The sequence below is a fragment of the Mesorhizobium sp. C395A genome (assembly GCF_030323205.1).
In the GTDB taxonomy this organism is placed as follows: domain Bacteria; phylum Pseudomonadota; class Alphaproteobacteria; order Rhizobiales; family Rhizobiaceae; genus Mesorhizobium.
This window is the reverse complement of the sequence record NZ_CP100473.1, coordinates 5809461-5834575: the sequence shown is the minus strand read 5'-3', so window position 1 is coordinate 5834575 and position 25115 is coordinate 5809461. Positions and strand designations below refer to the sequence as shown.

At 59.1% G+C, this 25115-nt stretch carries 14 protein-coding genes and 5 pseudogenes; 4 read left to right on the top strand and 15 right to left on the bottom strand.

Annotated features, from left to right (window positions below):
• Positions 1 to 242 precede the first annotated feature (242 nt).
• The 6 genes from NLY37_RS28275 to NLY37_RS28250 form a co-directional block, all read right to left on the bottom strand.
• Complete coding sequence (locus NLY37_RS28275) at positions 243 to 1382, bottom strand: serine hydrolase domain-containing protein (RefSeq protein ID WP_023743445.1); 1140 nt, start codon at positions 1380 to 1382, stop codon at positions 243 to 245.
• Between the two features lie 274 nt (positions 1383 to 1656).
• Entirely contained in the window at positions 1657 to 2709 is a 1053-nt protein-coding gene (locus NLY37_RS28270) for an ABC transporter ATP-binding protein (RefSeq protein WP_023743446.1), read from the bottom strand.
• Positions 2706 to 3722: an ABC transporter ATP-binding protein gene (locus NLY37_RS28265; protein ID WP_023743447.1), complete on the bottom strand. Its 1017-nt coding sequence runs from the start codon at positions 3720 to 3722 to the stop codon at positions 2706 to 2708. Before NLY37_RS28265 ends, NLY37_RS28270 begins: the two co-directional genes overlap by 4 nt.
• Entirely contained in the window at positions 3719 to 4612 is an 894-nt protein-coding gene (locus NLY37_RS28260) for an ABC transporter permease (protein ID WP_031246714.1), read from the bottom strand. Before NLY37_RS28260 ends, NLY37_RS28265 begins: the two co-directional genes overlap by 4 nt.
• Before the next feature lies 1 nt (position 4613).
• Positions 4614 to 5552 (bottom strand): ABC transporter permease, encoded by a 939-nt coding sequence (locus NLY37_RS28255; protein ID WP_023743449.1) that lies wholly within the window; start codon positions 5550 to 5552, stop codon positions 4614 to 4616.
• 29 nt (positions 5553 to 5581) lie between these two features.
• Positions 5582 to 7156: an ABC transporter substrate-binding protein gene (locus NLY37_RS28250; RefSeq protein WP_023743450.1), complete on the bottom strand. Its 1575-nt coding sequence runs from the start codon at positions 7154 to 7156 to the stop codon at positions 5582 to 5584.
• 1776 nt (positions 7157 to 8932) lie between these two features.
• Here NLY37_RS28250 and NLY37_RS28240 point away from each other — a divergent pair.
• The 3 genes and pseudogenes from NLY37_RS28240 to NLY37_RS28230 all read left to right on the top strand — a co-directional run bounded on the left by NLY37_RS28240 (position 8933) and on the right by NLY37_RS28230 (position 11797).
• Positions 8933 to 10153: an ATP-grasp domain-containing protein gene (locus NLY37_RS28240; RefSeq protein ID WP_031246716.1), complete on the top strand. Its 1221-nt coding sequence runs from the start codon at positions 8933 to 8935 to the stop codon at positions 10151 to 10153.
• Positions 10154 to 10267: 114 nt separating this feature from the next.
• Positions 10268 to 10617, top strand: a pseudogene (locus NLY37_RS28235) (transposase); the annotation flags it as partial.
• Between the two features lie 649 nt (positions 10618 to 11266).
• On the top strand, positions 11267 to 11797 hold the full coding sequence (locus NLY37_RS28230) for a 4'-phosphopantetheinyl transferase family protein (RefSeq protein WP_198024967.1): 531 nt from the start codon (positions 11267 to 11269) through the stop codon (positions 11795 to 11797).
• A 1152-nt stretch (positions 11798 to 12949) separates the two neighbouring features.
• Here the strand turns inward: NLY37_RS28230 and NLY37_RS28225 are convergent.
• The 9 genes and pseudogenes from NLY37_RS28225 to NLY37_RS28185 all read right to left on the bottom strand — a co-directional run.
• Positions 12950 to 14146, bottom strand: a complete 1197-nt coding sequence (locus tag NLY37_RS28225) for an IS256 family transposase (protein ID WP_286440923.1) — start codon at positions 14144 to 14146, stop codon at positions 12950 to 12952.
• Between the two features lie 155 nt (positions 14147 to 14301).
• Complete coding sequence (locus tag NLY37_RS28220; protein ID WP_286442977.1) at positions 14302 to 15657, bottom strand: Glu/Leu/Phe/Val family dehydrogenase; 1356 nt, start codon at positions 15655 to 15657, stop codon at positions 14302 to 14304.
• A 378-nt stretch (positions 15658 to 16035) separates the two neighbouring features.
• A pseudogene (locus NLY37_RS30985) lies at positions 16036 to 16472 on the bottom strand (UPF0262 family protein); the annotation flags it as partial.
• 30 nt (positions 16473 to 16502) lie between these two features.
• Positions 16503 to 17685, bottom strand: a pseudogene (locus NLY37_RS28210) (acetyl-CoA C-acetyltransferase).
• 61 nt (positions 17686 to 17746) lie between these two features.
• A complete protein-coding gene (locus NLY37_RS28205; RefSeq protein WP_031246620.1) occupies positions 17747 to 18376 on the bottom strand; it encodes a 3-oxoacid CoA-transferase subunit B in 630 nt (209 codons plus the stop codon).
• Positions 18377 to 18393: 17 nt separating this feature from the next.
• Positions 18394 to 19091, bottom strand: a pseudogene (locus tag NLY37_RS28200) (CoA transferase subunit A).
• Between the two features lie 107 nt (positions 19092 to 19198).
• The gene (locus NLY37_RS28195) at positions 19199 to 20608 is read right to left on the bottom strand and encodes an aldehyde dehydrogenase family protein (RefSeq protein ID WP_031246618.1); all 1410 of its coding nucleotides are present in this window, start codon (positions 20606 to 20608) and stop codon (positions 19199 to 19201) included.
• 149 nt (positions 20609 to 20757) lie between these two features.
• Positions 20758 to 22161 (bottom strand): aspartate aminotransferase family protein, encoded by a 1404-nt coding sequence (locus NLY37_RS28190; protein ID WP_031246617.1) that lies wholly within the window; start codon positions 22159 to 22161, stop codon positions 20758 to 20760.
• A 437-nt stretch (positions 22162 to 22598) separates the two neighbouring features.
• Positions 22599 to 23246 (bottom strand): annotated as a pseudogene (locus NLY37_RS28185) (4Fe-4S dicluster domain-containing protein); the annotation flags it as partial.
• 863 nt (positions 23247 to 24109) lie between these two features.
• Here NLY37_RS28185 and NLY37_RS28180 point away from each other — a divergent pair.
• Positions 24110 to 25058, top strand: a protein-coding gene (locus tag NLY37_RS28180) for an IS630 family transposase (protein ID WP_245262801.1) whose coding sequence is annotated in 2 segments (ribosomal slippage) — positions 24110 to 24453 and positions 24452 to 25058 — 951 coding nt in all. Because the reading frame shifts where the segments join, the coding sequence is not laid out codon by codon here.
• The last annotated feature ends 57 nt before the right edge of the window (positions 25059 to 25115 follow it).

The following is a 25115-nucleotide window of genomic DNA, read 5'->3' as shown; positions in this document are numbered from 1 at the left end:
CGGAATAAAACTGCAGGAGCTTCAGGGTCTCAGGTCAATGCCGCTCTCGGCGTGAGTGGAGATGATGGATGATAGTGCAGCCGGCGCACCAGCCAAGTTCTGATCGCAGCGGTCGTGGCGAGGAGGATCGGAATGCCGGCAGCGGTGAGAACCAGGTGATGTTTATTTTAGCCGGACGCACGGCGCAAGCGAGCAAAATGCGCTCCGCCTCAATGCACAATGCAGCCGTCTACCTCTAAAATTCAACATTCTGCAGCCAGCTCGGCCATCATCTTCACCAACTGACCGCTGAAGTCGCCGGAGCTGGCGCTCCAATTCTCGAGCACGCCTAAGTAGACGACGACGGTGCCTGTGTCGGGGTTCGCGAGCATGTGACTGCCGCCCCAACCTCCGTGAGAGACAAAGGTGCCATCGGTGTACGTCTGTCGGCTATACCACATACAGTTATGCGACTGCCAGTCGAGGGGAGGTCCGGGATTACGACGTGTCTCTTCGATAAACACGGCATCGCCTACGCGCCGGCCGTCAACACCCTCGCCCTTGCGTGCAAAGAGCAGGCCATAGCGCGCGAGATCGCGGACGGAGAGGCACGCGCCGCCGTTGAGCAGCGGTACGCCCTCGCGGTCGCAGGTGATGTGAAAGCATCCCTCGAGGCCCGCTGCCTCCACGATCTCAATCAACCATTCGCGCAATGCTCGGCCGCTGGCGCGTTCAATGACCCACCCGATAATTTCGCTGTTGGTTGACTTGTAGATCGCTTTGCCGGTGCGGTTTACAACATCGTTGCTAGTAATCCCACAGAGGAAGGAGCGAAGTGCACCCTCCTTCTCACCCTCAGGTGGCAAGCGCCATCCGATGTGGCGCTCCATGGTCCACCACATTGTGTTGGGCTCGCTCAGATCCTCGGAGAAGTGGTTGGCAACGTTCATGTCGGCGACGTCGCGTATGGTGGCCTCCGCATAACCTGTCCCGATCTCGGGCAAATAGTCCCTAACCCTGCGGTCGAGGTCTACCAGGCCATCGGCCACCGCGCGGCCGAGCATGAGGTTCAGCGTCGTCTTGGTGATAGACTGAATGCTCTGCGTCTTGTCGGGTCCAAAGTCCGGCGCATAGGCCTCGTAAAGGATGTGGTTGCCCTGCACCACGACGAAGGCGGAGAAATGCGGCATGGCGAGGAAGCGGGCGACCTCCGGGCGCTCGCCGATTGTCCAGTCGACCTGCTTGCGAAAGGGCAGAAACGACGGGGCACGGAAGGTGATGCTGTAGCGGGCGATCCTGTGCAAGTTGTGAAAGCCATGACGGCGGTGGTCGGGAACGCTCCAGCGCGGCTTATTGTCGAACAGGATAGCGAGGTCAAGATTCTCAATTGAGGCTAGTGTCATCTGATCGGTCCTGTTGGGACGTGCGAATTGTGATCGAGCACATTGTGCTTGGCTTTTCAGCGGCCTTTTAGCCGTCCAAGCAAAACACGGGATGATGGATCAGGGGAGGCCGCTGGGCGGGACCCCGTTTTGAGATCGGGGTGAATTGAGCACGTCGCCCGGTCGGAGAACGGCAATGTAGGCGCCCGTGTCCTCCGCCGCGCCGAAGTTCACCTTCGCCCAGTCTCATTTCAGCAATCCTCTTCTTGTCCCTATGGTCTGGGGCGAGCGCGCATCATGACTCGTCATCGGTTTGGGTTCCAACTGGAGAAAGCTGTCTTTGCTGCAGCAGCAGCGCGCTTTCGCGCTCCAGTGGAAAATGGCATCTGAAGCTGTGCTCCGTATCATCCGGGTTTGTTGAGGGTTCTGGGAAAACGCGGCTGCAGATATCCTGCGCGTAGCGACAGCGGGTGTGGAACTCGCAGCCCAATGGCCGCCTCATCATGCTCGGGACCTCGCCCTTAAGCTCGATCCTGTTCAGCACAGCATCCGGGTCAGGCTCAGGATTGGCCGCAAGCAGCGCCTGCGTGTAGGGGTGACGCGCGTGATCAAAGATATGCTCAGTCGAGCCGACCTCAATGAAGCGGCCTAGATACATGATCGCCATGCGATCGGTCATATGGCGCACGACATTGAGATTGTGTGAGATGATCAGGATCGCCATGCCGAGTTCGTCCTGAAGCCGTGCGAGCAGGTTTAGCACCTCGCCCTGCACCGAGACGTCGAGGCCTGCAGTCGGCTCATCGGCGATGATCAAATCGGGTTCGAGCGCAAGGGCTCGCGCGATTCCCACACGCCTGGCCTGACCGCCGGAAAGCTGATGGGGATAGCGACGAACAAGATCAACCGGCAGGCCGACCATACTTAGTAGGCGCGCCGCTTCGGCTCCGGCATCGCGGTTCTTTAATCCATGGATGCGAAAAGGCTCTGTCAGGAGCGATCCAACCGTCAGCCTGGGCGAGAGTGATCCGACGGGGTCCTGGAACACCATCGCCATGCGCCGCAAAGAGGGCTTGCGTTCAGCCCCGCTGAGTTCCTCTATTTCCTGCCCGCCGAAGCTGATGCTGCCGCTCACGGCCCGCTGCAAGCCCACTATCGTGCGCGCGATGGTAGATTTGCCTGAGCCGCTTTCACCGACAAGGGCGAGTGTCTCGCCCTTGCGGACTTGAAAGGACACACCGCATACAGCGTCAATGAAAGGGGCTTTCGTCCCGGTCGCGAGCGCCTTCAGCGGACCCATAGTGCGGAAGCTGACGCGCAGGGCCTTAACCTGAAGCAGCGCGCTCATGCCGAAATCAACCGCACTTCGTCGAGGAGATGGCACCGGGCTACTTGGCCCACTGCGATGCGGTACTCAACCGGGTCCTCTTGCAGACAGCGGTTGGACGCATGTGCACAACGTGTCCGAAACATGCATCCTACCTTGGTGCCCAGGAGACTGGGTACCTCGCCGGGTATGGTCCGCAAAGTGCGCGTGCTTTTTTTGATACGCCCGGGATCGCACTCAAGCAGCGCGCGCGTGTAGGGATGAGCAGGATTGTGGAAGATGTCCCGAACGGCGCCCTGTTCCACCACTTCTCCCGCATACATGACGGCGACTCGGTCGCACAACTCAGCCACCGCGCCGAGGTGGTGGGAAACGAAGAGAATCGAGCAACCAATTTCTTTTTGCAGATCCTTGAGCAAATGAATGATCTGCACTTCTAGCGTTGCATCGAGCGCAGTGGTCGGCTCGTCGGCGATGAGGAGCGTCGGCTTCACAAGAAGCGCCATGGCTATGCAGATGCGCTGGCGCATGCCACCTGAGAAGTGATGCGGATAGGCAGCGATCCGAGTTTGCGGATCCGGAATTCCGACCCGGTGAAGCATGTCGATCGCATGACCGCGTTTCTGACCCCAGCTTAGTTTCAGGTGGTGCTGGATATCGATCATTTGACTCTCGATTCTCCGCACCGGATTGAGTGCGGTCATCGGGTCCTGGAAAATCATCGATTGACGATCGCCGAGCAAACTCCGACGCGCAGGAGGGGGCATTTTGAGCAGGTCTCGACCCTCGAAAACAATGCTGCCGGCTGTGACAGCTGCATTTTCAGGAAGGAGGCCCATCACCGTATAGGCTAGCGTCGACTTACCGGATCCGCTTTCGCCGACGATTCCAACCACCTGTCCGGCTGGCACATCAAGCGAAACATTGCGAAGGGCGTGGACGCGCCCACGCGATGTGCCGAAATCCAGATCGAGTCCGCGAATCTCAAGAAGCGGCCGGGTGGAGGTATGGGATATCCAATCCCCGCGTCTCATAGGTCTTTCCGCAGCTTGGGATCGAACATGTCGCGCAACGCCTCACCCAAGAATGTGAAACCTAACGTTGCGAGGATGATCGGAATGCCGCCGGCGATAACCAGCCAGGGCGTCGCATTGATGTAGCTATATCCATCGTTGAGGATAGCTCCCCAATCGGGCGTCGGTGGTCGCACGCCCAAGCCGAGAAAGCTGAGACCCGCCTCTACGGCGATGACGGCCGGCACGTCCATGCTCACGAGAATGAGGAGCGGGCCGATGACGTTGGGCAGTACGTGCACGGCAAGAATGCGCGTGCTACCGGCCCCCATGCTTCGCTCCGCTGCAATATATTCGCTGTTGCGAAGGGCCTTTGTCTGCGTGCAGACGACGCGCGCATAAATAGGCATGGACGTTATCGCGATGACCAAAATGACGCTGCCCAGACTGGGTCCAAGTAGCCCAATGACGGCCAACGCGAAAATGATGCCGGGAAAGGAGCGGATTGTATCGAAGAGCACCAGAAGCAAGTTGTCAAGCCAGCGCGGCCCGAAGCCTGCTATAAGACCAAGGACCAGGCCGGCTGCCAGTGAACTGCCGAGGGAGGCGAACGCGACCAGCAGGGGGATGCGGCCGCCGATGATAACGCGCGAGAATGTATCGCGGCCCAGTTGATCGGTGCCCAACAGAAAATTTAGCGAAGGGTCGGCCAAACGCGGACCGACCATGATGCGGATTGGATCATGAGTAATGATCAGCGGAGCAAAGAGCGCGCTCGCGAACACGAGCACGACGAGTGCGGCTCCAAGCACGCCCATACGGTTCTGGCACAATCGTCGAAAACATTTACGAAGAACGCCGGGATCCTGCTCTCCATTCGCTTCGCCGCGGATTGCTTCAACGCTCGCCATGTTAAAGGGTCTCGCGGGTTCGAGGATCAAGCACTGCAGCGATCAGGTCCGAAACCGTTGTTGCGACGACTGTGAGAAGAGCGGTGACCAGCACAACTCCCATTACGACCGGATAGTTGCGGGTATTGACTGCGTTAATTACCAACGCGCCTATTCCAGGTCTTGCGAAAACCATTTCTATAAATACGGCAGATGAGAGAAGCCACGCTATCCCTACGCCGACGATGGTTACCGTCGGTAGGATTGCCAAAGGCAGCGCGTAGCGTGTAACGATACGCCATTCCGAAATTCCGAAGGAGCGAACCATTCGTACATGGTTTTCCCCCAAAACCTCGAGCATGGATGCTCGTACGAGTCGGGAGATATAGCCAACCCAGCCAATCCCAATGGCGAAGGCCGGCAGAACCAGATGGAGGATGCTGTCCGACAAACCTTCGCCAGCCCCGATCGCTGGCAGCCACCCCAGCACGACAGCGAATATCAGAAGTCCGTATACTGCCATGACAAATGAAGGAATGGCGATCGTCGCGACCCCAACGACGCCAACTACCTGATCCATCAGAGCGTTACGCTTCATGGCCGAGTAACAGCCCAGCGGCACGCCAACCAAGCCCGCCCACAAGATCGAGACCACGACCAGTTCGATCGTGTAAGGCAATTGTTCGAAGACGATGTCAGCGACAGATCTCTGGCTGAACACGTCAAAGCCAAGATTGCCGTGTAGCAGCCCACCGAAGAAGGTAGCAATCTGAACGATCAACGGTTTATCCAACCCCATCTGCTGATGGATCTGCGCTTTCATCTCTGGCGTCGCGCGTGGGCCAAGTAGAGCCGCGGCGGGGTCGCCCGGCACCGCATGAATCATAAGGAATACAAGCGTAACCGCGGTCACAATGATTACGGCTGCGAGGACAATTCGTGTCAAGAGATAGAGCCACACGGTTCCGGGTCCAATCACATCGATCGAGCTTAAATCGGCTTGAACTCGAGAAACAGCGGCAACCCGTCCGGACGGGTTGCCGCTTCAAGTTTCGTGGAGCGATACATGATCGGCGATCCTCCGTTTGTGAGGAAGCGATAGGCACCGGAGTCTTCCATGAGATCCTGCATCTCGTAATATACCTTGGCACGCTCCTCCGGATCACTGATGGTAACCGCCTTAGCATTGAGCTCGTCGAAACGCACGCTGCGGAAGCGCTCCCAGTTCCAGACGCCCACTTGCTCCTGCACGAAGTAGGTGGTTGCATAATACGGATCCGGCACACTAGAGTATGCATTGACGATTAGCTGCAAATCCTTCCAACGTTCGCCTTCCGATTCCATGCCGATCGTCCACGATTCGTTGAGACGGACCTCGACCGTGATGCCAATCTGAGACAATTGTGCCTGCACCACTTGGGCAACTGTCGAGTATTCGCTTCCACTAGGACAATCGACGATCAAGGTTAGATCGCTAACACCGGCCGTTTCCAGAAACTCCTTGGCGCGTGCCAGATCACCTTCCGGCGGTATGAGCGACTTCTCGCGGTGCCCGACGAGGCCTGGCGCAATCGGGCCTGTCGCGACGTTTGCCTGGCCAGAAAAGGCGGCATCTAGGATCTGCGGCACGTTGATCGCCCATTGGATCGCCTTGCGGACATTGACGTCCTTCAGCTTCGGATGGTCCATGTTCATCCCGATCCAATGATACCAGAGCGAGGGCTTTTCCTCGACCTTGGTGTTGGCGGGGGGGCTGCTTTTGAAGCCCGCAAGAGAATCAACACTGATTTTAGAGAAATCGACATCGCCGGCTCGGTAGGCGCGTTCCGCAGCCTTGTCATCCGAAATCGGAACGATGCGGATTTCGTCAAAGCCCGGCTTCGGGCCTGACCAGTTGGAATTGCGAGTCAGAAGCACATACTGGTTCGGCTTCCAATCCGCGAGCACATAGGGCCCAGAAAAGGCGGGCGGATTCATACCGAAATCACCGCCGTCCTTGTTCGCCTTCATCACCGCATCCTCGGAAACAATATGGCCGCAGCCATAGGGAAGCGTGATGTTCCAGAGCGGCACGAACGGTGCCTTGAGCACGATCACGCCAGTATAGTCATCCTCTACCTCAACATGATCGAGCGGCCCCCAATCGAGCTTCACCGGCGAATTGTGCTTGATGATACGTTCGAAGGAGAACTTTACATCCCGGGCGGTCATCTCGCCGTGACCACCGGTAAACGTGATCCCTTTCTTTACGCGGAAGCGGATATGCGTCGAGTCCACCTGCTCGATCTTTTCTGCCCCCTCGAGCTCCCACCCCCATTCGGAGCCCGCCTTGTAGCGCGTGAGCTTCGAATAAATACAGTTCATCACATCGACATTATAAGAATTGTTGTAGAACCCCGGATCCAGCTTGTCGATGTCGCCGGTGGCCCGCGCTTTCAGCACCTTGCCCTCGGCTGCCCAAATGGCCTGGGATAGCGGCAAGCCCGCAACTATGATTCCCCCAGCAACCGCAGCGCCCGTTTTGAGCAAAGCCCGGCGGCTCACATTGCCTATGACATGATGCATGATGGTTCCCCTTTTTTATTAAAAAGCGAACTCCGTTCGGCGAGAGGCCGCTGGTGGTAACTCACAACTGCTATAGTACATATGTTTGTTTGTCAACAAACAATCGTTCGTTTGTGCGAATCCGTCTGAACTGCACGGAACAGCGGAGGCGGGTACTTGCGTGCACACCGTCCGGCATGCTTGAACTGAGAGGGACGACGCACGATCCCTCGCCGGTCTGCGGATAGGCTGCTGGATCGGCTAGGTTGGCAGTCGCACGCCATCGATGAAGCGTTCGCACGGCGTAATCCCAAGGCGGTTTTCCATCCGCGCAATACAGAGGCTCAGGGGTGCACGAGTACCTCTGCCCCGAAGATTTGATGGGTTCGCTGGTTAGCCTGGGTAGGCTTTCGGGTTCGAACCGGTTCCGTTTTTCGGGTTCGAAGCAGTTCACTGCTGCGCGCGATGCCGGTTGCCTGCGGATCAATCCGGCGCGCTTGAGGGTGAGCACCATCTGATGGACAGAAGGTGCGGTGCCGAAGAAACGTTGCATGTCGCGTTCGCCCGGCGGGCGACCGTTGAGCAGGCCGTAGGTCTAGATCAAGGCGCGAGATACTGGCACTGCTTTTCGGTAAAGCGGAGGGCGAGCTGGCGGGTGGACGCCAATTAATTCGTCCGACCTCGACAAACTCCAACAAGAACGAACTCACAGCGATACTGCGCCAAGTATCCGGGGCGCAAAAACGCCGATCCTGCTCGCCGCCGACGCGGACCAGATCGACGAGATCATCGCCAGCACAGTGGTAGGGGCTCCACGTCTACCGCACCAAACGCCGCTTGATGAAGCATTGGCCTAGGAGCGGCGCTCAGCGAGGTGCCGCGACCCCGGGCAGAACGCAATCTGGAGCGGCGAGGAGGAAGCCTTGCTGGTGGCCAGGCCGCAGCTCCTGGACGCTGGAACTGCTGGCCACAGGTCGCGTGAACGGTGTGCCGGCGCCTGACCGAGCACGATCTCTAGCCGGCGGCGCGAGGACATGTTGTGCATTCCTAAGGTCGATGCGAGGTTCTCGCGCGCATGGAGGACGTGCTGAGAGGCCTGACCTACCGGCCGTGGCGTGTTTCGACGAAAGCCCGACCCAACTGATCGGCCAAGTGCGCCTAGCCGATCCCGCCCGTACCGGGAAGACTCAAGCGCTACGACTGCGAGTACAGGAGCAACGGCTCGTGGATAGCATTATCCCGATGGCCAGCGCACCGCGTGGTGCTCGATAATCTGCCGATCCACTCACCCGCCGTGCGCTATCAGGCCGTGTCGCCATCATAGGCGCGACGCATCCTGCGACGGCGGGAGTTCCGCTATGGCTCAACATGGCGAGATTGAGATCGGGCGTTCTGCGCAGCCACAACCGCCGCATGAAAGCCGCGACAGCCTTCTTGCCGAAATCGCCGCTTGGAAGAACCAGCGAAACACCCGCGGCGTCCGCATCAACTGGTTGATGCGAAGTGCCTCGGCCGCGCCGGACCCTGGGTAGCAGGAGCTGGTTAGCGTACGATGTCCCATGCAGATGTGCCGATCACTTTTTCTCAAGCCGGACGACGGGCGGACGCGCTGCATGCATTTTAACACTGCGCCCCTGTCGCAACAGTTCCTTCAAGTAAATTTGCAGACTCTTTGCGACGCAATTCGTGGATAATGGTAGGTTCACCACAAGGAGTGGCGTCAGGCACGGCTGAAAAATCTTATGCCGATGAACGCTCGGACCGCCTCACAGCCCGCCTCGTTGGAGTCAACAGCCAATGGCAAGAAGAGCGCTTATCCTGCTTGAAGGTTCTAGGAACAATGGTCCGCTTTACGTCAAAGTGGCCCTGCGTCTTGGTCTTCATCCAATTACCCTGTCGGCTGATCCAGCTCAGTACGACTATATTGCGGCGGGGGGGTTTGAGGCCATTCGTGTCGATACAGACAATCTCGATGCGCTGATCCGCGAATTTTCTCGGCTGCGTGCGACCTATGACATTGCCGGGATTACGAGCGACTGGGACACGCTCTGTGCCACAGTTGGCAAACTCTGCCGGGTTTTCGATCTGCCGGGACCGGACCCTACATCCATTGAACGATGTTGCGACAAATTCAGTCAACGTCAGCTTCTCGCAGAAGCCGGCGTTCCAGTACCTGCTTATCGCTTGGTAGCGGATGCTTCGGAGGTTGAAAGCGCTGCCGCCGAGATCGGCCTGCCTGTGATTGTTAAGCCAGCCGTGGGAACCGGCAGCATCGGTGTCCGATTGTGCCGCAGCCTTGATGAAGTGACCGAACATACGACCTATCTGTTGGGCGGAAATGATTTAGGGCGATCTTCGCCCCGGATATTGGTCGAAGAATTTGCACAAGGCCCCTACTATACCGCTGAAACAATGGGAAATGAGGTCATCGGGATGAGTACCGGTGAGTTTGGCCCTCTACCGCATTTCGCCTATCGTCAGTTCACCTTTCCGGCCCCGCTGAGCGATCTCGAGCAGGAGCGCATCGCCGATGTTTCGATTAGCTGCTTGCGAGCTCTTGGCCTTGGCTGGGGGCCAGCGAACATTGAATTCCGATGGACGAGGTTTGGCCCAGTCGTCATTGAAGTCAATCCGCGTCTTGCTGGTGGGGGCACTCCTCAACTGGTTCAGCTAGCTTACGGAGTCGATCTCGTCACCGAACACATCCAGTTGGTTACCGGCGACGGACGCAATTTGCGCACAAGGCATTCGCAGACTGCGGCAGTACGGTTCCTAGTCCCTGATTGCGATGGCATCCTCGATTGGATTAGAGGCGGCGATCAGGCGGCTGCTCTGCCAGGTGTCGCCGAGGTCAAGTTGTATGTTGGACCCAAGACGCCAATCGTCAGGAAACGTGACTCACGAGACCGAATAGGATACGTCATCGCTGTTTCATCCACTTTTACTGAGACAGAGGCTATACTTCGGCGTGCCGTGGACTTAATCAAATGGTCGGTGAGGCCCTTTTCGTTCATTTGAAATGCTCTTAGCATCTGATAAGGCTGTCGAGGACCCACTTAGCAGGCTGCTGCAAAAGTCGCATTTGGCTTTGTTTTATGATTCACTTTCGTCTGACAACGGGAGTGATTTGCGATGCGGGGTCGTAGTGAAGGACCGGGAAGCCTTTTCAGCTATGTTCCGTTAGAGAAGCGCATTCCGTTGGATCATCCTCTGCGGGCGATCCGGCAGTTGTGCGATGAAGTGCTTGGTCGTCTGGATGGTCGCTTCGAGGCGCTCTATTCGGGCATGGGCCGGCCGTCGATCCCACCGGAGATGTTGCTGCGGGCGACACTGCTGCAAGCGTTCTTCTCGGTTCGTTCGGAACGGCAACTGATGGAGCAGATTGATTACAATCTGCTGTTCCGCTGGTCGTTGGCCTGCCGCTTGACGCGCCGGCGTGGCATGCGACGGTTTTCACCCACAATCGCGACCGGCTGCTTGACGATCAGCATCGCCGCCTCAATGCGGTTCAACCTTTAAACAACTTCCCAAAGTGGCACCGTACCCATTATCAACGAGAACGACACGACCGCAACGGCGGTCACACACTCGGAACACGCCGGCGCCGGGCCAAATCCAGGCGCATGGAAGGTTGCTTGTCGCGCCTCTCTCACCGCCCTGTTACGAGCAAGATTGACTGACCGCAGCGCCCGATCCAAGAACGGCTGCGGGTGGCGCGCATGTTTCAGGGCTTCGGTTCAAAGTCCTCGTCGTCGCACCTTCGACGATGTCGGACATGATATAATGCTATCAGAATGATCGCACTGTTCTGAAACGATTTTCCTAGTTGGCACGACCCATGCTCGGGCTATCCCCAAACGCGCAGCGGCACAGACTGAGGAGAAATCATCCATGATCACGCTCGCCGGAGATGCGGTCGCCACCGCGAAAACTGAGCTTTCACGAGCCGAAGGAGAACCTTGCGTTTGTCTACGGCGATGGGGTCTCGGCTGGGCCCTTTGGCGGTGAGCGCGGCCTCCGCCATGCGCGCCTCAGCCGCCAAGCACCTCATTGCTCTTTCTGCCCGTTCGCTTGGATTTCTTAAAGACGTGACCTTGCACCACACGGGATACGTCGATGCGGTTCTTGTGCATGGCCGGTTCGATTTCGAGTGCTACACGGGGGATCCTGTTTCATAAGCTCGCGTTGGCCTTACCTCCCAGCTTGTGCACGGCACTACCGTTACGCCGTGCCGAATTTCTGGCCGGCCGCGCGATGGCGGAGGCGGCGTTGCAGGCACTGGGCCAACACACTACTGAGATTCCCATCGGTCCCGACCGCGCCCCAGTCTGGCCAAAAGGCTCAGTTGGTTCAATCACCCACGCGCGGGGGCATTGTGCCTGTTTCGCCAAAGGCGATCCAAGCTGGCAAGCCGGTGTCGACATTGAGGCAATATCCAGCGGCCACGCCTTGGAATCGATCCTGAGCATGACGGCTAACCAGCGTGAACGTGCCTTGATTGCACGACAGACGGCGCTCCCTCCAGATCGGCTGGCAACGCTGCGCTTTTCGGCAAAGGAAACACTTTTCAAAGGACTCTACCCGGTGCTGCGGCGCTTTTTTGGGTTCGACTGTGCTGAGCTACGGACGCCCCTACCAACGGATGCTTGCGGCTGCACCTAACCAAAACCCTCTGCAGGGAATTACCTGCGGGCGATTCCTATGACATCCGCTTTAATACCAGGCCGAATGGGTATTGACTTGGCTAGCCGTACGTCGATTACGGAGGCAAGCCTGATCACCCGAGCCGCATGTAAGTATAGCAGTCTGCCCTGTTTCACTTCGAGGTAATCAGGTCCACCGTGCGTGATTTAGCTTTGAACAAACAATGATAAATCTGGGAACCACTGGATATCCCTATGGGAGATATCGACCGGCACATCTGCTAGCGATCGAGGCCCAACGCCTTGGTGCTGCTGAGTAGGTGCGGACGAGAATCGCAGTGGCCCTCTTGGCCTTGGCCGAGAATCGCATCGCGGTCAGCGCCCGCGCCTGCAGCCGATTCCGTCCGGCGGATCCTCGTCGCGCGCTCGTGAGGCGTCAGATGCGCGTCGTGACGGCGGTCGCACACACTCGGACACGCCGACAAGGGCGCCTCGTGCGCCCTTTTACCCTCAGCCCTGCACAGGCAAATTGGTCGCCGGATCATTCGAAAACGCTTTGTTGTTGCTCGCAGGCGAGGAAGTCGAAGTCCGAGGAACCCTCTGATCAGTTTTACGAATGACCATCCGCCTCATAACAGCCGTTGGAACCACGAAGAAACCGTTGTTGGAGCCAGCCTCGCCAGCGAAACAGCAGATCATTCCCGTTCTTCGGATCTCCGCTGGCGCCTGGAATGGAAGTGCTTAGTACTACAGCTGCGGATGTCGATGCCTTTTGTAGTGACAGGTAGTAGACGCAGCTTGATGTCGTCGTCGCCATAGCGGCCAGGCGATGATGAAGGGCTTTTGTGTCGGTGGGAAGATGAGGATCCGCGCGAGGAGATAACGGATCTCGGGGACGCTCGGGACGAGCGCAGCCATCCAGGCGGTGATTGGCTCCTTTGGACTTGTTTCGTTCGGTTTGCACATGCGCTGTGGCGAAGATCAGCTGATAGGCCGAGAGGAATGCCAGGGCGGATGCACAGGCTCATGTGGCGATGCCATCCGTATATCCCTCAAATGTGCCTCGATGGGACACCGGACAGCAGCGGCAGGCTGTGCTTCTGTGTCGAACTGTTGACGTATTCCGGTTGTGTGCGTCAAGTTCTGCAAAATGGGGCGGCCATGATGCTGGTCATGCGGCTTGGCGCAGAGCGAGCTTCTTGTGCTCGCGCAGGTCGTCCATGTTGATGTATCGGTTGGCCTCCATCCAGTTTTCATTGGTCTCGACGGCCAACGCCCTGACCAGGCGCAGGCAGCTTTCGGTGTTGGGGAAGATGCGCACGACATAGGTGCGCCGGCGGATTTCCTCGTTGAGCCGCTCCAGCATGTTGGTGGATTTGAGATGCTTGTGGTGCTGTCTCGGCAGCCTGAAGAAGGTCAGGGTTTGTTCGATGGCATCCTCGGCCCAGCCTGTCAGGCGCGGATAGCGTGCCGACCATTTGGCAAGCCATGCGGCAAGATCAGCCCTGGCCTCTGCGAGATCGCGCCGGTCGTAGAGCCAGCGCAATTCCTGCAGGCAGTCGTCGCCGTGCTTCCTCGGCAGATGATCGAGCGCGTTCCTGAGGAAGTGCACGTAGCAGCGTTGCCAGGCGGCTTCGGGGATCACCTCGCCGATCGCTGCCACCAGGCCGGCGTGATCGTCGGACACAACCAACTCGACGCCCTTGAGGCCGCGCGCCTTGAGGCCGACGAGGAAGTCCCTCCAGGCCGAGCGGCTCTCGCGATTGGCCATCTCCACGGCCAGGATCTGGCGCCTTCCGTCCCAGTCGATACCGACCGCGATCAGCACCGCCTGGCTCATGACAACACCGGCTTCACGCACCTTCTCGTAGGTCGCATCGAGGATGAGGTAAGGAAACGGCTCTTGAAGGGGGCGCCTGGCAAAGGCAGCGAGGCTCTCGTCCAGCCGCTTGTTGATGGCCGAGATCGACGAGGCCGAGAAGGCATGGCCGCACAGTTCTTCCGTGATCGCCTTCACCTTGCGGGTCGACACGCCCTGCACATACATCTCCGCCAGTGTCGCCACCAAGGCCCGCTCGGAACGCTGGTAGCGCTCGAACAGCTCGGTGGAGAAGCGCCCGGCCCGGTCCTGCGGAACCCGCAGCTCGAGCTTGCCGACCCGCGTCACAAGGGTACGGCCGTAATAGCCCGAGCGATAGCCAAGCCGTTCGGGCGTGCGCTCGCTCTTCGAGGCACCCAGCGCCTCGTCCATCTCGGCCTCAAGCACCTCCTGCATCACCGCACGGAGCACTTCGTGCAATCCATCCGGGTTCGAAAGCAAAATGTCTTTGACGGCAGCGCTGGCGGTCTTAACTTCAGTCTTGGTCATGGCGGCGTTCCTTCGCGGGAATCAGGTGACGTGAACAATCACCAGCCTGCCATGACCGCCCCCTCTCAGCGAATTTGCAGAACTCTCAGCACACTACCCGTATTCCGATCGCTCCATAAGTTCTGCTGCGCGGATTGCATGTCTCAGCCCAGGGCTCAGATGCCGATCGCCTCGTAGGCGTCAGCAACTTGCCGAATGGACGCCACATAGGCGGCTGTCCGGTAGTCACCCAGATCCGGTTGCCCTTCGATCAGATCGGCGATGCGTCCCCAGGTGCTACGCATGACGTCTTCCAGTCCGGAACGAACCAGATCGATTTCCGCGCCGCCTTCGACGAACTCGTCGCGGATATCGGCGGGGAATTCCTTGCCGGTCATCCGTTCGAGTGCTGCGGCAATCGTCTGGTTGCGCCGTTCGCGCCGGCGTCTTTCCATCAGGCCGAATGGGATGTGCGTCAGGTTCTTGACCCACTCGAAATAGCTCACCACGACGCCGCCGGCATTGACATAGAGATCGGGAAGGATCGTCACGCCGCGCGAACGGAGGATTTTGTCCGCCTCAAACGTGATAGGACCGTTTGCAGCTTCCACAACAAGATGGGCTTTGATGCGCTCTGCATTTCCTGAATTGATGGCATTTTCCATTGCCGCGGGAATGAGAACGTCGCATGGCTGTTCGATGCCGACCATGTCGTTGGCGTGCGACTTGCCTCCCTCAAAACCAAGTATGCTGCCGGTCCGGATTTGATGCTGCTTGAGCGCCTCGATGGCCAGGCCTCCCGGATTGGAGAGACAGCCATTCCGTTCAGCCACAACCGTCACGCGAGCACCATCGCCTTCCGACAGGAACTTGGCTGCATGATAGCCGACATTACCAAAACCCTGGACGATGACCGACGCATCTTTGAGATCGCGCCGGCCTTTCAGTCCCTCGGTACGTGAATCGCGAAGGAAGCTCTGGACGGCGAACTGCACGCCTCGGCCCGTGGCCTCCGTGCGGCCGGCGATGCCGCCCTTCGACAGTGGCTTGCCGGTCACGCACGCACGCGCATTGATCACATCGGTCGGATTGGCGCGACGGAACTCGTCCATCATCCAGGCCATTTCCCGCTCACCGGTGCCGATATCGGGGGCTGGAACGTTGACGCCGGGGCCGATCAGGCCACGCTTGTTCAGTTCCTGAGTGAACCGGCGGGTGATGCGCTCGAGTTCCTGCGGCGTCCACTCACGCGGGTCGATCTTGAGCGCGCCCTTCGAGCCGCCGAACGGCACGTCGACGAGCGAGCATTTGAGCGTCATCAGCGCTGCAAGCGCCTCCACCTCCTGGGCATCGGCATCTGGTGCGTAGCGAATGCCGCCTTTCACCGGCTCGCAGTGCTCGGAGTGGACCGATCGCCAGCCGATGAAGCTGTACATGCGGCCGCGCAGCCTGACACCGAAGCGCACGGTGTAGGTCGAGTTGCACTGAATGATCCGGTCGGCCAATCCTTCGGGCAGATCGAGGAACGTCATGGCATGACGGAAGTTCTGGTCGACACTCTCCAGAAAGCCAGCAGAATTGTCCTGCATCACTGAGACCTCGCCGCCAGACCGTAGGCGTTCGCATTCATGCGCGTGCTGCCGCAGTTCGTCTTGCGATGCTCGTGGCAAGCGACCGGAGAGGATTTTCATCCGGGATTTCAGTTTGGAGTTTTGACTTTGCAGGCAACGAACGTTTTCCTTCTGTTCGTGTTTCGGGGAACGAGTGTCAGCTCACCCCTCTTGATCCAGTCCGGAGTTTCGAAGCCGTAAGGGCGTAAACCAACTCTCGGCAATTCTTTGATCGTGGCGTTTTCGTGCATCACCTTCAGCTCGACGGAATTTGCTGAGATGTATTCCGCGTGAGCAAGCGCAGATCAGCCTGAACAGCCGCCGAGCGGTGTCTTTGTCGACGCTCACTTTCGCTGCCAGACGCTCTTTCAGAAGCTTGGAGGCCTCGTTGTGGATGCCGCGCAGGCCCATATCGATTGCCTCCAACCGTTCCGGACCGGGATGGCAGACGGCCTCTAGTAGTTCTCGCAAATGCGAGTGTAGTCTCTAACCAGCCGGCGGAAGGGACTAAGCGAGAGATGGTGACTTGCGACATGTCCGCCGTTTTCGTCGGAGATATGCAGTGCCAGGCGTGTGTCCGTCACTTCGAGCTTAAGACTATAAGGACCGCCGCTGTGTCCGGCAGGAATGAACGTATTGCTTGCCAGCAGAGCAGCTATCGCAAGGTCGTGCTCACGATCTATCTGCGCATCTCGACCGCTGAAAGATCGGTCAAGCGAAACATCGTAGAGGCGCAATTCTCCGCGGTCATCACACGGTCCTCGGCCTCACGTCGCCTCCACGCACAAGGCGACGCCCATGCCGCCGCCGATGCACAGCGTGGCAAGGCCCTTCTTGGCGCCGCGGCGACGCATCTCGAAGACCAGCGTGTTGAAAACGCGCGAGCCGGACGCGCCGATCGGATGGCCGATGGCGATGGCGCCGCCATTGACGTTGACGATCGACGTATCCCAGCCCATGCCCTTGTTGACGGCGCAGGCCTGCGCGGCGAAGGCTTCGTTGGCCTCGACAAGGTCGAGGTCCTTGACCGACCAGCCGGCTTTTTCCAGCGCCCGCTTCGAAGCGGGAATAGGTCCGGTGCCCATGATCGCCGGATCGACGCCGGCCGTCGCCCAGGACGCGATGCGCACCAGCGGGGTGATGCCGCGCCTTGTGGCTTCAGCCTCGCTCATCAGCAGCGCGCCGGCGGCGCCGTCATTGATGCCCGACGCGTTGGCGGCGGTCACGGTGCCGTCCTTGTCGAAAGCCGGCTTCAGCTTGGACATGGCGTCGATGGTGGCGCCGTGGCGGATGTACTCGTCCTGGTCGACGACAGTGTCGCCCTTCCTGCCCTTGATCGTGAAGGCGACGATCTCGTCCTTGAACTTGCCGTGCCTTCTGCGCGGCCTCGGCCTTGTTTTGCGAGGCCAGCGCAAACTGGTCCTGGTCGTCGCGGGTGATCTGGAACTGGCGGGCGACGTTCTCGGCGGTGTTGCCCATGTGGTAGCCGTTGAAGGCGTCCCACAACCCGTCCTTGATCATGGTATCGATCATCTTGTAGTCGCCCATCTTGACGCCGGCGCGCAGGTGCTCGGCGTGCGGCGACAGCGACATCGATTCCTGGCCACCGGCGATGATCACCGTGGCGTCGCCGGCGGCGATCTGCTGCATGCCGAGCGCGATGGCGCGCAGGCCCGAGCCGCAAACCTGGTTGAGGCCCCAGGCGGTGGTCTCCTTGGGCAGGCCGGCATTGATCGACGCCTGGCGGGCGGGGTTCTGGCCCTGCGCGGCGGTCAGCACCTGGCCGAGAATGACCTCGTCGACTTCGCCCGGCTCGACGCCGGCGCGCGCCAAAAGCTCCCTGATGACGACGGCGCCAAGTTCATGCGCCGGGGTGGCGGCGAAGGCGCCGTTGAAGGAGCCGACAGCCGTGCGTGCGGCGCTGGCAACGACGATGGATGGGGTGCTCATGACGTTTCCTCCGTTGGTTCAAAATTGGTAGATCGGCATGCCCGCCGAGGTGCCCCCTTCGTCAGTTGACGATCGCTGCTTCGGTGGCGCTGCGGAACTCATCATCATTGACGCCGTCGGCGAGCTCCACCAGCTTCAATCCGCCTTCCACGACGTCGAGCACGCCGAGATTGGTGATGATGCGGTCGACGACACCCTGACCGGTGAGCGGCAGCGTGCAGGCTTTCAGCACCTTCGATTCCCCGGCCTTGTTGGTGTGATCCATGACGACCACCACCCGCTTGACCCCGGCCACCAGGTCCATGGCGCCGCCCATGCCCTTGACCAGCTTGCCGGGGATCATCCAGTTAGCGAGATCGCCGTTCTCGGCCACTTCCATGGCCCCCAGGATTGCCATGGCGATCTTGCCGCCGCGGATCATGGCAAAGCTCTGAGCGGAGTCGAAGAATGCCGAATGCGGCAGCGCCGTCACCGTCTGCTTGCCGGCATTGATGAGGTCGGCATCGATCTCGTCCTCGGTCGGGAATGGACCGATGCCGAGCAGGCCGTTCTCGGACTGCAACGTCACATGCACGCCCTCGGGAATATGGTTGGCGACAAGCGTCGGAATGCCGATGCCGAGATTGACATAGGTGCCGTCCTGCAACTCGCGCGCGGCGCGCGCCGCCATATGGTTCCTGTCCCAGGCCATGTCTGTTCTCCCTCCCCTCAAGCCGCCGGGCGCGTGGTGCGCTGTTCGACGCGCTCTCATGCTCGCCGTGGATCAGGCGATGCACGTAGATCCCCGGCAGGTGGACCTGATCGGGGTCGAGACTGCCGACCGGCACGATCTCCTCGACCTCGGCCACGCAGATCTTGCCACAGGTGGCGGCCGGCGGATTGAAGTTGCGGGCCGTCTTGCGGAAGACGAGATTGCCTGACGTGTCGCCTTTCCAGGCCTTGACGATCGATAGGTCGGCGACGATGCCGGTCTCGAGCACATGGGTATCACCGTTGAAGACCTTGTGATCCTTGCCCTCGGCGACCACGGTGCCGACACCGGTTTTTGTATAGAAGCCGGCAATGCCAGCGCCGCCCGCACGCATCCGCTCGGCCAGCGTCCCCTGAGGGTTGAACTCAAGCTCCACCTCGCCGCTCAGGTACTGCCGCATGAACTCGGCATTCTCGCCGACATAAGACGAAATCATCTTCCTGATCTGCCTCGTCTTCAGTAGCACGCCGAGGCCAAAATCATCGACACCGCAGTTGTTCGAGGCGATGGTTAGCTCCTTGGTGCCCGCCTCGCGAATGGCGCTGATCAACAGTTCCGGTATGCCGCAGAGGCCAAACCCTCCCGCTGCAATGAACATTCCGTCCAACAATAGACCTTCAAGCGCCGAATTCGGATCGTCGTAAACTTTGTTCATAAACTCCCCATAGGCTCTCCCGTTGCGGCGTCCAGACGCCGCCCCAAAGTTCATTCCCTTCGCTTCATAACACTCGCAGCAGATCCTGTTGAACTGCGTAGTCACGTTCACCCGCGATTGATGCAAACGAGCTTTGGCTGGGTCATTTCTTCGTAGGCAAATCGAACGCCTTCCCTTCCCATGCTGCCGTATTTGAAACCACCAAACGGCATGGCATCAAACCGATAGTCCGAGGAGTCGTTGATCATTACCCCGCCAGCCTCGATCTTATTTGCAGCCTCAAGTGCGACAGACAGATTGTTGGTGAAGATGCCGGCGTGCAGGCTGTATTCCGGTTCATTGGCCATTTCGATGGCTTCATCGAGCGTGTCGAAAGAAGCAAGCATGACCACGGGCGCAAACACCTCTTCGTGCCATAGGCGGCAAGTCGTAGGCGTGCCTTCAAGCGCGGTCGGGTGATACAAGGACCCGTCGCGGTGGTGGCCACACAGCAATTTCGCGCCCGCGGCAATGGCCTCACTGACCGCTGCTTCGGTTCGTTCTGCTACCTGCTGCGAGATCATCGGACCGACATCCGTCTCCTCGCGCGACGGATCGCCCGCCTTGAGCTTTTTTGTTGCCGCGACGAAGGCATCGCGGAAACGCTCATAAAGTTCGGCTTGCACGAGGATGCGCTGGGCGCCGATGCAATTCTGGCCTGCTGCGCAAAAGGCACCAGATACGCAGGCTTCAACTGCTTTGCCGAACTCGCAATCGTTCATTACAATGACCGGAGCATTGCCGCCAAGTTCCATCGCAAGCTTCTTGAGCCCGGCGGATCGGCTGATAGCTTCTCCAGTGGCGAAGCCGCCGGTGAACGAAACCATGCGTACGTCACGTGCTGAAATCAGCGCTGTGACCAACTCTCTGTCACCGTGAACGAGGGTAATGACCTCCGGAGGCAAGCCCGCTTCGAAAAGTGCTTCGACAAGATTGATCGTGGAAAACGGTGTCAAATTTGACGGTTTCAGGAGCACGGCGTTACCTCCGGCGATGGCGGGACCGAGCTTATGGGCCACAAGGTTCAGCGGGTCGTTATAGGGCGTGATGGCGGTGATGATGCCGAGCGGCTCTCGCGTGAACCAGCCCTGGCGCTGTTCTGATCCTGCATAGGCATCGAAGGGCACGATCTCACCCGCGTTGCGCTTTGCCTCTTCGGCGGAGAGCTTTAGCGTGTTGACGCAACGAAGCACCTCTTTCCGTGCCTGCACAATCGTTTTTCCGGATTCCCGAACAATGGTTCCAGCGAATATATCGCGACGGCACTCGACAATTTGCGCAGCGGATTCGAGGATGCTCGCACGCCCGTGCCTTGGCAGGTTACGAGAAAGCTCGGCTCCGCGCCGGGCGCGAGTAACGAGTTCACCGATTTCGCTCGCGTCCGTTGCGTCGACCGATCCCACGTGAGCCCCATCATAGGGGCTGTACACGGAAATGGGCGACAAGCCTCTGGTGATATGAAGTTTGGCAGCGGACATAGCCAGCTTTCCTTCCTGATGATGCGCCGGCATGCGCGGCGGTGAAGTTTCTTGGTCAAGACATATTCCATTGACCACCGCCGTCCTCAATTTAATGCGGCGGTCGAATGAGACGTGAGTGTCTACGTGGCGGCCGCGATTCACGCGGACTAGATTTTCTGACCGTCGCGAACGAGCTCATCCATAACGGAGCGAACCGCCTTCTCAGCGATGGAGACGATCTCATCAATTTCCGCCTTGGTGGTGACAAGCGGAGGTGCAAAGCCAAGGATGTCCCCATGCGGCATGGCGCGGGCGATGAGACCGCGGTCGCGGGCGGCCTTGGAGACGCGAGCGCCGACCTTCAGCGACGGGTCGAAGCGCTGCTTGTTCTCGCGATCACCAACGAACTCGACGGCACCCATGAGACCAACGCCGCGCACTTCACCGACGATCGGCAGTTGCGCGAACTTCTCCTTAAGCTGAGCCTGGAAGTAAGCGCCGACTCCGCGCGCATTTCCGGGCAGGTTCTCCCTGTCGACAATGTCGAGGACCGCGTTTGCCGCAGCCGCACCGATCGGGTGACCGGAATAGGTGTAGCCGTGCGAGAACGCGCCGGCCTTGTCAGCGCCATCCTCCAGCACCTTGTAGACCTTCTCACCGACGATCGAGGCGGAAAGCGGGAAGTATGCGGACGTCAGACCCTTGGCGACCGTGATCAGATCCGGTTCGATGCCGTAATGCTGCGAGCCGAACATCGAGCCGGTGCGGCCGAAGCCGGTGATCACTTCGTCAGCAATCAGGAGCACGTCGTGCTTCTTGAGTACCGTCTGGATCGCTTCCCAATAGCCTTCCGGCGGAGGCGTGATACCGCCGGTGCCCAGCACAGGTTCGGCGATGAAAGCGCCGACATTGTCGGGACCAAGCCGTTCGATCAACTGGTTGAGCTCGGCGGCCCGGCGGGCAGAGAATTCCCACTCGGTCTCGCCGGGATTAGCGCCCCAATAATGATGCGGCACGCCGGTATGGACGATCTGCGGCAGCGGCAGGTCCATATGGTCGTGATAGAAGCTCATGCCGGTCATCGAGCCGGAGACCACGCTACAGCCATGATAGCCCCGTTCGCGCGAGATGATCTTCTTCTTGTTCGGCTTGCCACGCAGGTTGTTGTAGTACCAGACGAGCTTGGCCTGGGTCTCGTTGGCGTCGGAGCCGGACATGCCGTAGAACACCTTGCTCATGTTGCCGGGCGCCATCTTCACCAGACGATCGGAAAGGATCGCAAGCTCATCGGTCGTGTGGGCGGCGTAGGAGTGATAGTAGGCCAGCCGATAGGCCTGGCGCGAGATCGCCTCGGCGACCTCCGTGCGACCATAGCCCACATTGACGCAGTATAGACCGGCGAACCCGTCGATAAGCTGGTTCCCATGGGCATCCTGGATGCGGATGCCTTTTCCCGTCTCGACGATTGTCGGTTCGCCAAGCTTACCCGTAGCGAAGTCCTTGAGCTGCGTGAATGGATGCAGGACACTGTTGCGGTCTTTCTCGCTGATGTCTTTGATATTGATCGTCATCATAACTCCTTCGGCTGCCGATTTTCTCGGCTGCGAAATCTCTACGTGTGAACTGGGCCAAATTGAGCGGCAGCCTGCACATCTGGAGCTTAGGACAGCTTTCGCTTATCTGACTTGCTCAGATGATACTGCCTTCAGGTGCGAGCTAATTGGCACCGTTTCGTTGTGCCATTGCGCAGTGATCCTGCAATCTTTTCTTCTTTCTGCAGCATTCCGCTCTTCCCGAATATGCCTCTGGGATCTTGCTCGTGACGGCCGTGGACAACCTTACGGAAGCATGGTCTCGGCCGAAGTAACCGCGGCTGTCGGGGCGAGTGTGCAGTTCCAAAAGTTGTGGGCATAAGGTTAGGTCACAATTAAGGATTTGGTTCACATCAGCAGAACTGACGATGTTGAACTGCAACATCGCGTATCTGCGGCGGCGTATCAAAATGCTCTTACATAGTCGGGTAGACCGGCCCCTCGCTGCCCTGGGGCGGCACCCAGTTAATGTTCTGGTTGGGGTCCTTGATGTCCCAGGTCTTGCAGTGGACGCTGTTTGGGACGTTGATGACGTAGGTCTCCTTGTCGCCGTTCCCTGCCGCGGGTCGAGGACCCGGCATAGATATTGTGCTCGGACGACTTCTGCAGCCTAGGTTCTTCACCTGCAGATGCACCGCTGGTTCTCCTGATGGTTGGTGTTCGAAAGAAACACCGAGGAGAGGCGGTCGTAGGTTAGACCCCCGTCGGGTTTTGGATAGGCATCGGCTTCTGCTAGGAGGCCGGCTCCAGCGACTGTGCGTCGGTCTTGCCGTGTTTCAGCGTGCCGAAGAAGGAGAAACCAAGGGGCGTATTCGTCCAAATATCGAGGCCGCCGAGCGCTACGCCGACCGCCGTGCCGAACTTCGACCAGAGCAGCTTGACGTTGCGGACGCGTTTCAGATCCTGCCAATATCGCTGGCGCGCCTAGGCTTCGATCTTGATCACTTCGTCATTGGCACGGCCGACGGCGAGCGCCGCTGCAATGCGATCTGCCGCCATCGCGCCCGACAGCGCGGCATTGTGGCTGCCCTTGATGCGCGAACGTGGACGAAGCCGGCCGAACAGTATCTGCGGTCCGCAAGCGGATACCAAGGTCTTAAAGACTTTGATCGAGTGCGGCACTGAACACCCGTGCCCAAATTGGCGCCCTTCTTTGCCTCGAGGTTGGCAAATAAACCATAAACATGTGTTGCGGGTAATGTGGGGGCGTAATCTCTAGTGTTTGTGCCGCGCACAACGGATTCCCGGCACAGCGGGCGGGTAGTGCCAAACCTTGCGAGAGGCCTGGAACTGACAGGCTTCAATCAACTTCGGGTCCGGCGTCTCGTATTCCACCTAGCCGAGCAGTTCGCCAATCTGCCATTGTGCCCGGATGCATTCAGTTGCAAGGTCATCGGTGGGAGCTCGAACTCCACTTGCGGGCCGGCCTTGCTGTCGATGCCATAAACTGGCGATCTCCGCACGTGATCCGGTTCCCTGCAGTTTGATCCATCATTCGGACAGAGGAGTTCAAGCAACCAATTACCACGACTCCCTTACGGAAAGTTTACTAGAAATCTTCAATCGACAGAATCCCTTGTGATTCTGTGTCGAGCACCTGGTTCGTTTAACGCGGTGCGTTAGCACACGCATCCGGCATAGACCGCAGGAGTCCGAATGACAGACGTTCTATTGCTGCTTCATGGAGATCGACGAGGACAAAATCGACGACGCTGTTTTGTCACTGTTACCGCTGACGCTTCACAAAATATCCATAAGACCTCTTTCAAGATTCCGCAGTTCACAAGGCGGCTCTCACTGTGGGACACCTTTACGCCTTAAGAATGGATCTTCCTAGAGCATAATCTGACCTGATGGAATCGCGAGGGATTCCCATCGGGGAGAATAGCTGATTCATCATGTCGGCTGGGTATGGAGGCCAGCAGGCATGGTTAGAGCCATATCGGAGGATTTGCGTTCGCGAGTGATCGCAGCGGTTGAGAGTGGCCTGTCGCGGCGGGCTGCGGCGGATCGTTTCGGTGTTGCCGCGGCAAGCGCGGTCCGCTGGGTCCGCGAATGGCGAGAGAGCGGCGCGACGCGGGCAAAGCCCCAAGGCGGAGACAAGCGCTCCCAGCGGATCGAAGCCTACCGGGATACGATCCTGGCGGTGATCGAAGGTCAGGACGACATCACATTGGTCGAGTTGGCTGAATTTCTCAGGGCGGAGCATGCGGTCGTGTTCGCGCCGAGCACGATCTGGCGCTTTCTCGACCGTCACTCGATGACCTTCAAAAAAAACAGCGCACGCCAGCGAGCAGGATCGGCCCGACGTGCTCGCGCGGCGACGCGCCTGGTTCAAGGCCCAGCCTGATCTCGATCCCGAACGGTTGGTCTTTATCGACGAGACCGGCGCATCGACGAAGATGGCTCGCCTGCGTGGACGGGCAAAGCGGGGCATGCGGTGCCGATCTCCGATCCCGCACGGGCACTGGAAAACGACTACTTTTACAGGCGCATTGCGCCTGACGGGCATGACTGCGCCGATGGTCCTCGACGGACCGATGACGGGTGAATGGTTCGCCGCTTATGCCGAGCATGTATTGGCGCCTACGCTTCGAGTTGGTGACATCGTCATCCTCGACAACCTGCCCGCTCACAAAGTCGCCGCCGCCCGCCAAGCGATCGAAGCGGCCGGCGCGCGAATGCTCTTCCTACCGCCTTACAGCCCCGACTTTAACCCGATCGAGAATGCCTTCTCCAAGCTGAAGTCGATCCTCAGGAAAGCCGCCGCACGCAACATCCCCGAGCTTTGGGACGCAATCCGCGACGCCTTGCCACGCTTCACCGCCGAGGAGTGCTCAAACTACTTCTGCGCCGCAGGATACGAGCCTGAGTGATCAGATTCTGCTCTAGGATCGGAGAAAGTTTGCTGTGGTTTCCCCAAGCAACATGAT

Coding starts and splice junctions, on each gene's coding strand:
- NLY37_RS28250 (WP_023743450.1), bottom strand. CDS start 7,156: ATGCATCATGTCATAGGCAATGTGAGCCGCCGGGCTTTGCTCAAAACG.
- NLY37_RS28230 (WP_198024967.1), top strand. CDS start 11,267: ATGGCCGGTTCGATTTCGAGTGCTACACGGGGGATCCTGTTTCATAAG.
- NLY37_RS28265 (WP_023743447.1), bottom strand. CDS start 3,722: ATGAGACGCGGGGATTGGATATCCCATACCTCCACCCGGCCGCTTCTT.
- NLY37_RS28195 (WP_031246618.1), bottom strand. CDS start 20,608: ATGTCCGCTGCCAAACTTCATATCACCAGAGGCTTGTCGCCCATTTCC.
- NLY37_RS28190 (WP_031246617.1), bottom strand. CDS start 22,161: ATGACGATCAATATCAAAGACATCAGCGAGAAAGACCGCAACAGTGTC.
- NLY37_RS28240 (WP_031246716.1), top strand. CDS start 8,933: ATGGCAAGAAGAGCGCTTATCCTGCTTGAAGGTTCTAGGAACAATGGT.
- NLY37_RS28220 (WP_286442977.1), bottom strand. CDS start 15,657: ATGACGTTCCTCGATCTGCCCGAAGGATTGGCCGACCGGATCATTCAG.
- NLY37_RS28225 (WP_286440923.1), bottom strand. CDS start 14,146: ATGACCAAGACTGAAGTTAAGACCGCCAGCGCTGCCGTCAAAGACATT.
- NLY37_RS28260 (WP_031246714.1), bottom strand. CDS start 4,612: ATGGCGAGCGTTGAAGCAATCCGCGGCGAAGCGAATGGAGAGCAGGAT.
- NLY37_RS28270 (WP_023743446.1), bottom strand. CDS start 2,709: ATGAGCGCGCTGCTTCAGGTTAAGGCCCTGCGCGTCAGCTTCCGCACT.
- NLY37_RS28205 (WP_031246620.1), bottom strand. CDS start 18,376: ATGGCCTGGGACAGGAACCATATGGCGGCGCGCGCCGCGCGCGAGTTG.
- NLY37_RS28275 (WP_023743445.1), bottom strand. CDS start 1,382: ATGACACTAGCCTCAATTGAGAATCTTGACCTCGCTATCCTGTTCGAC.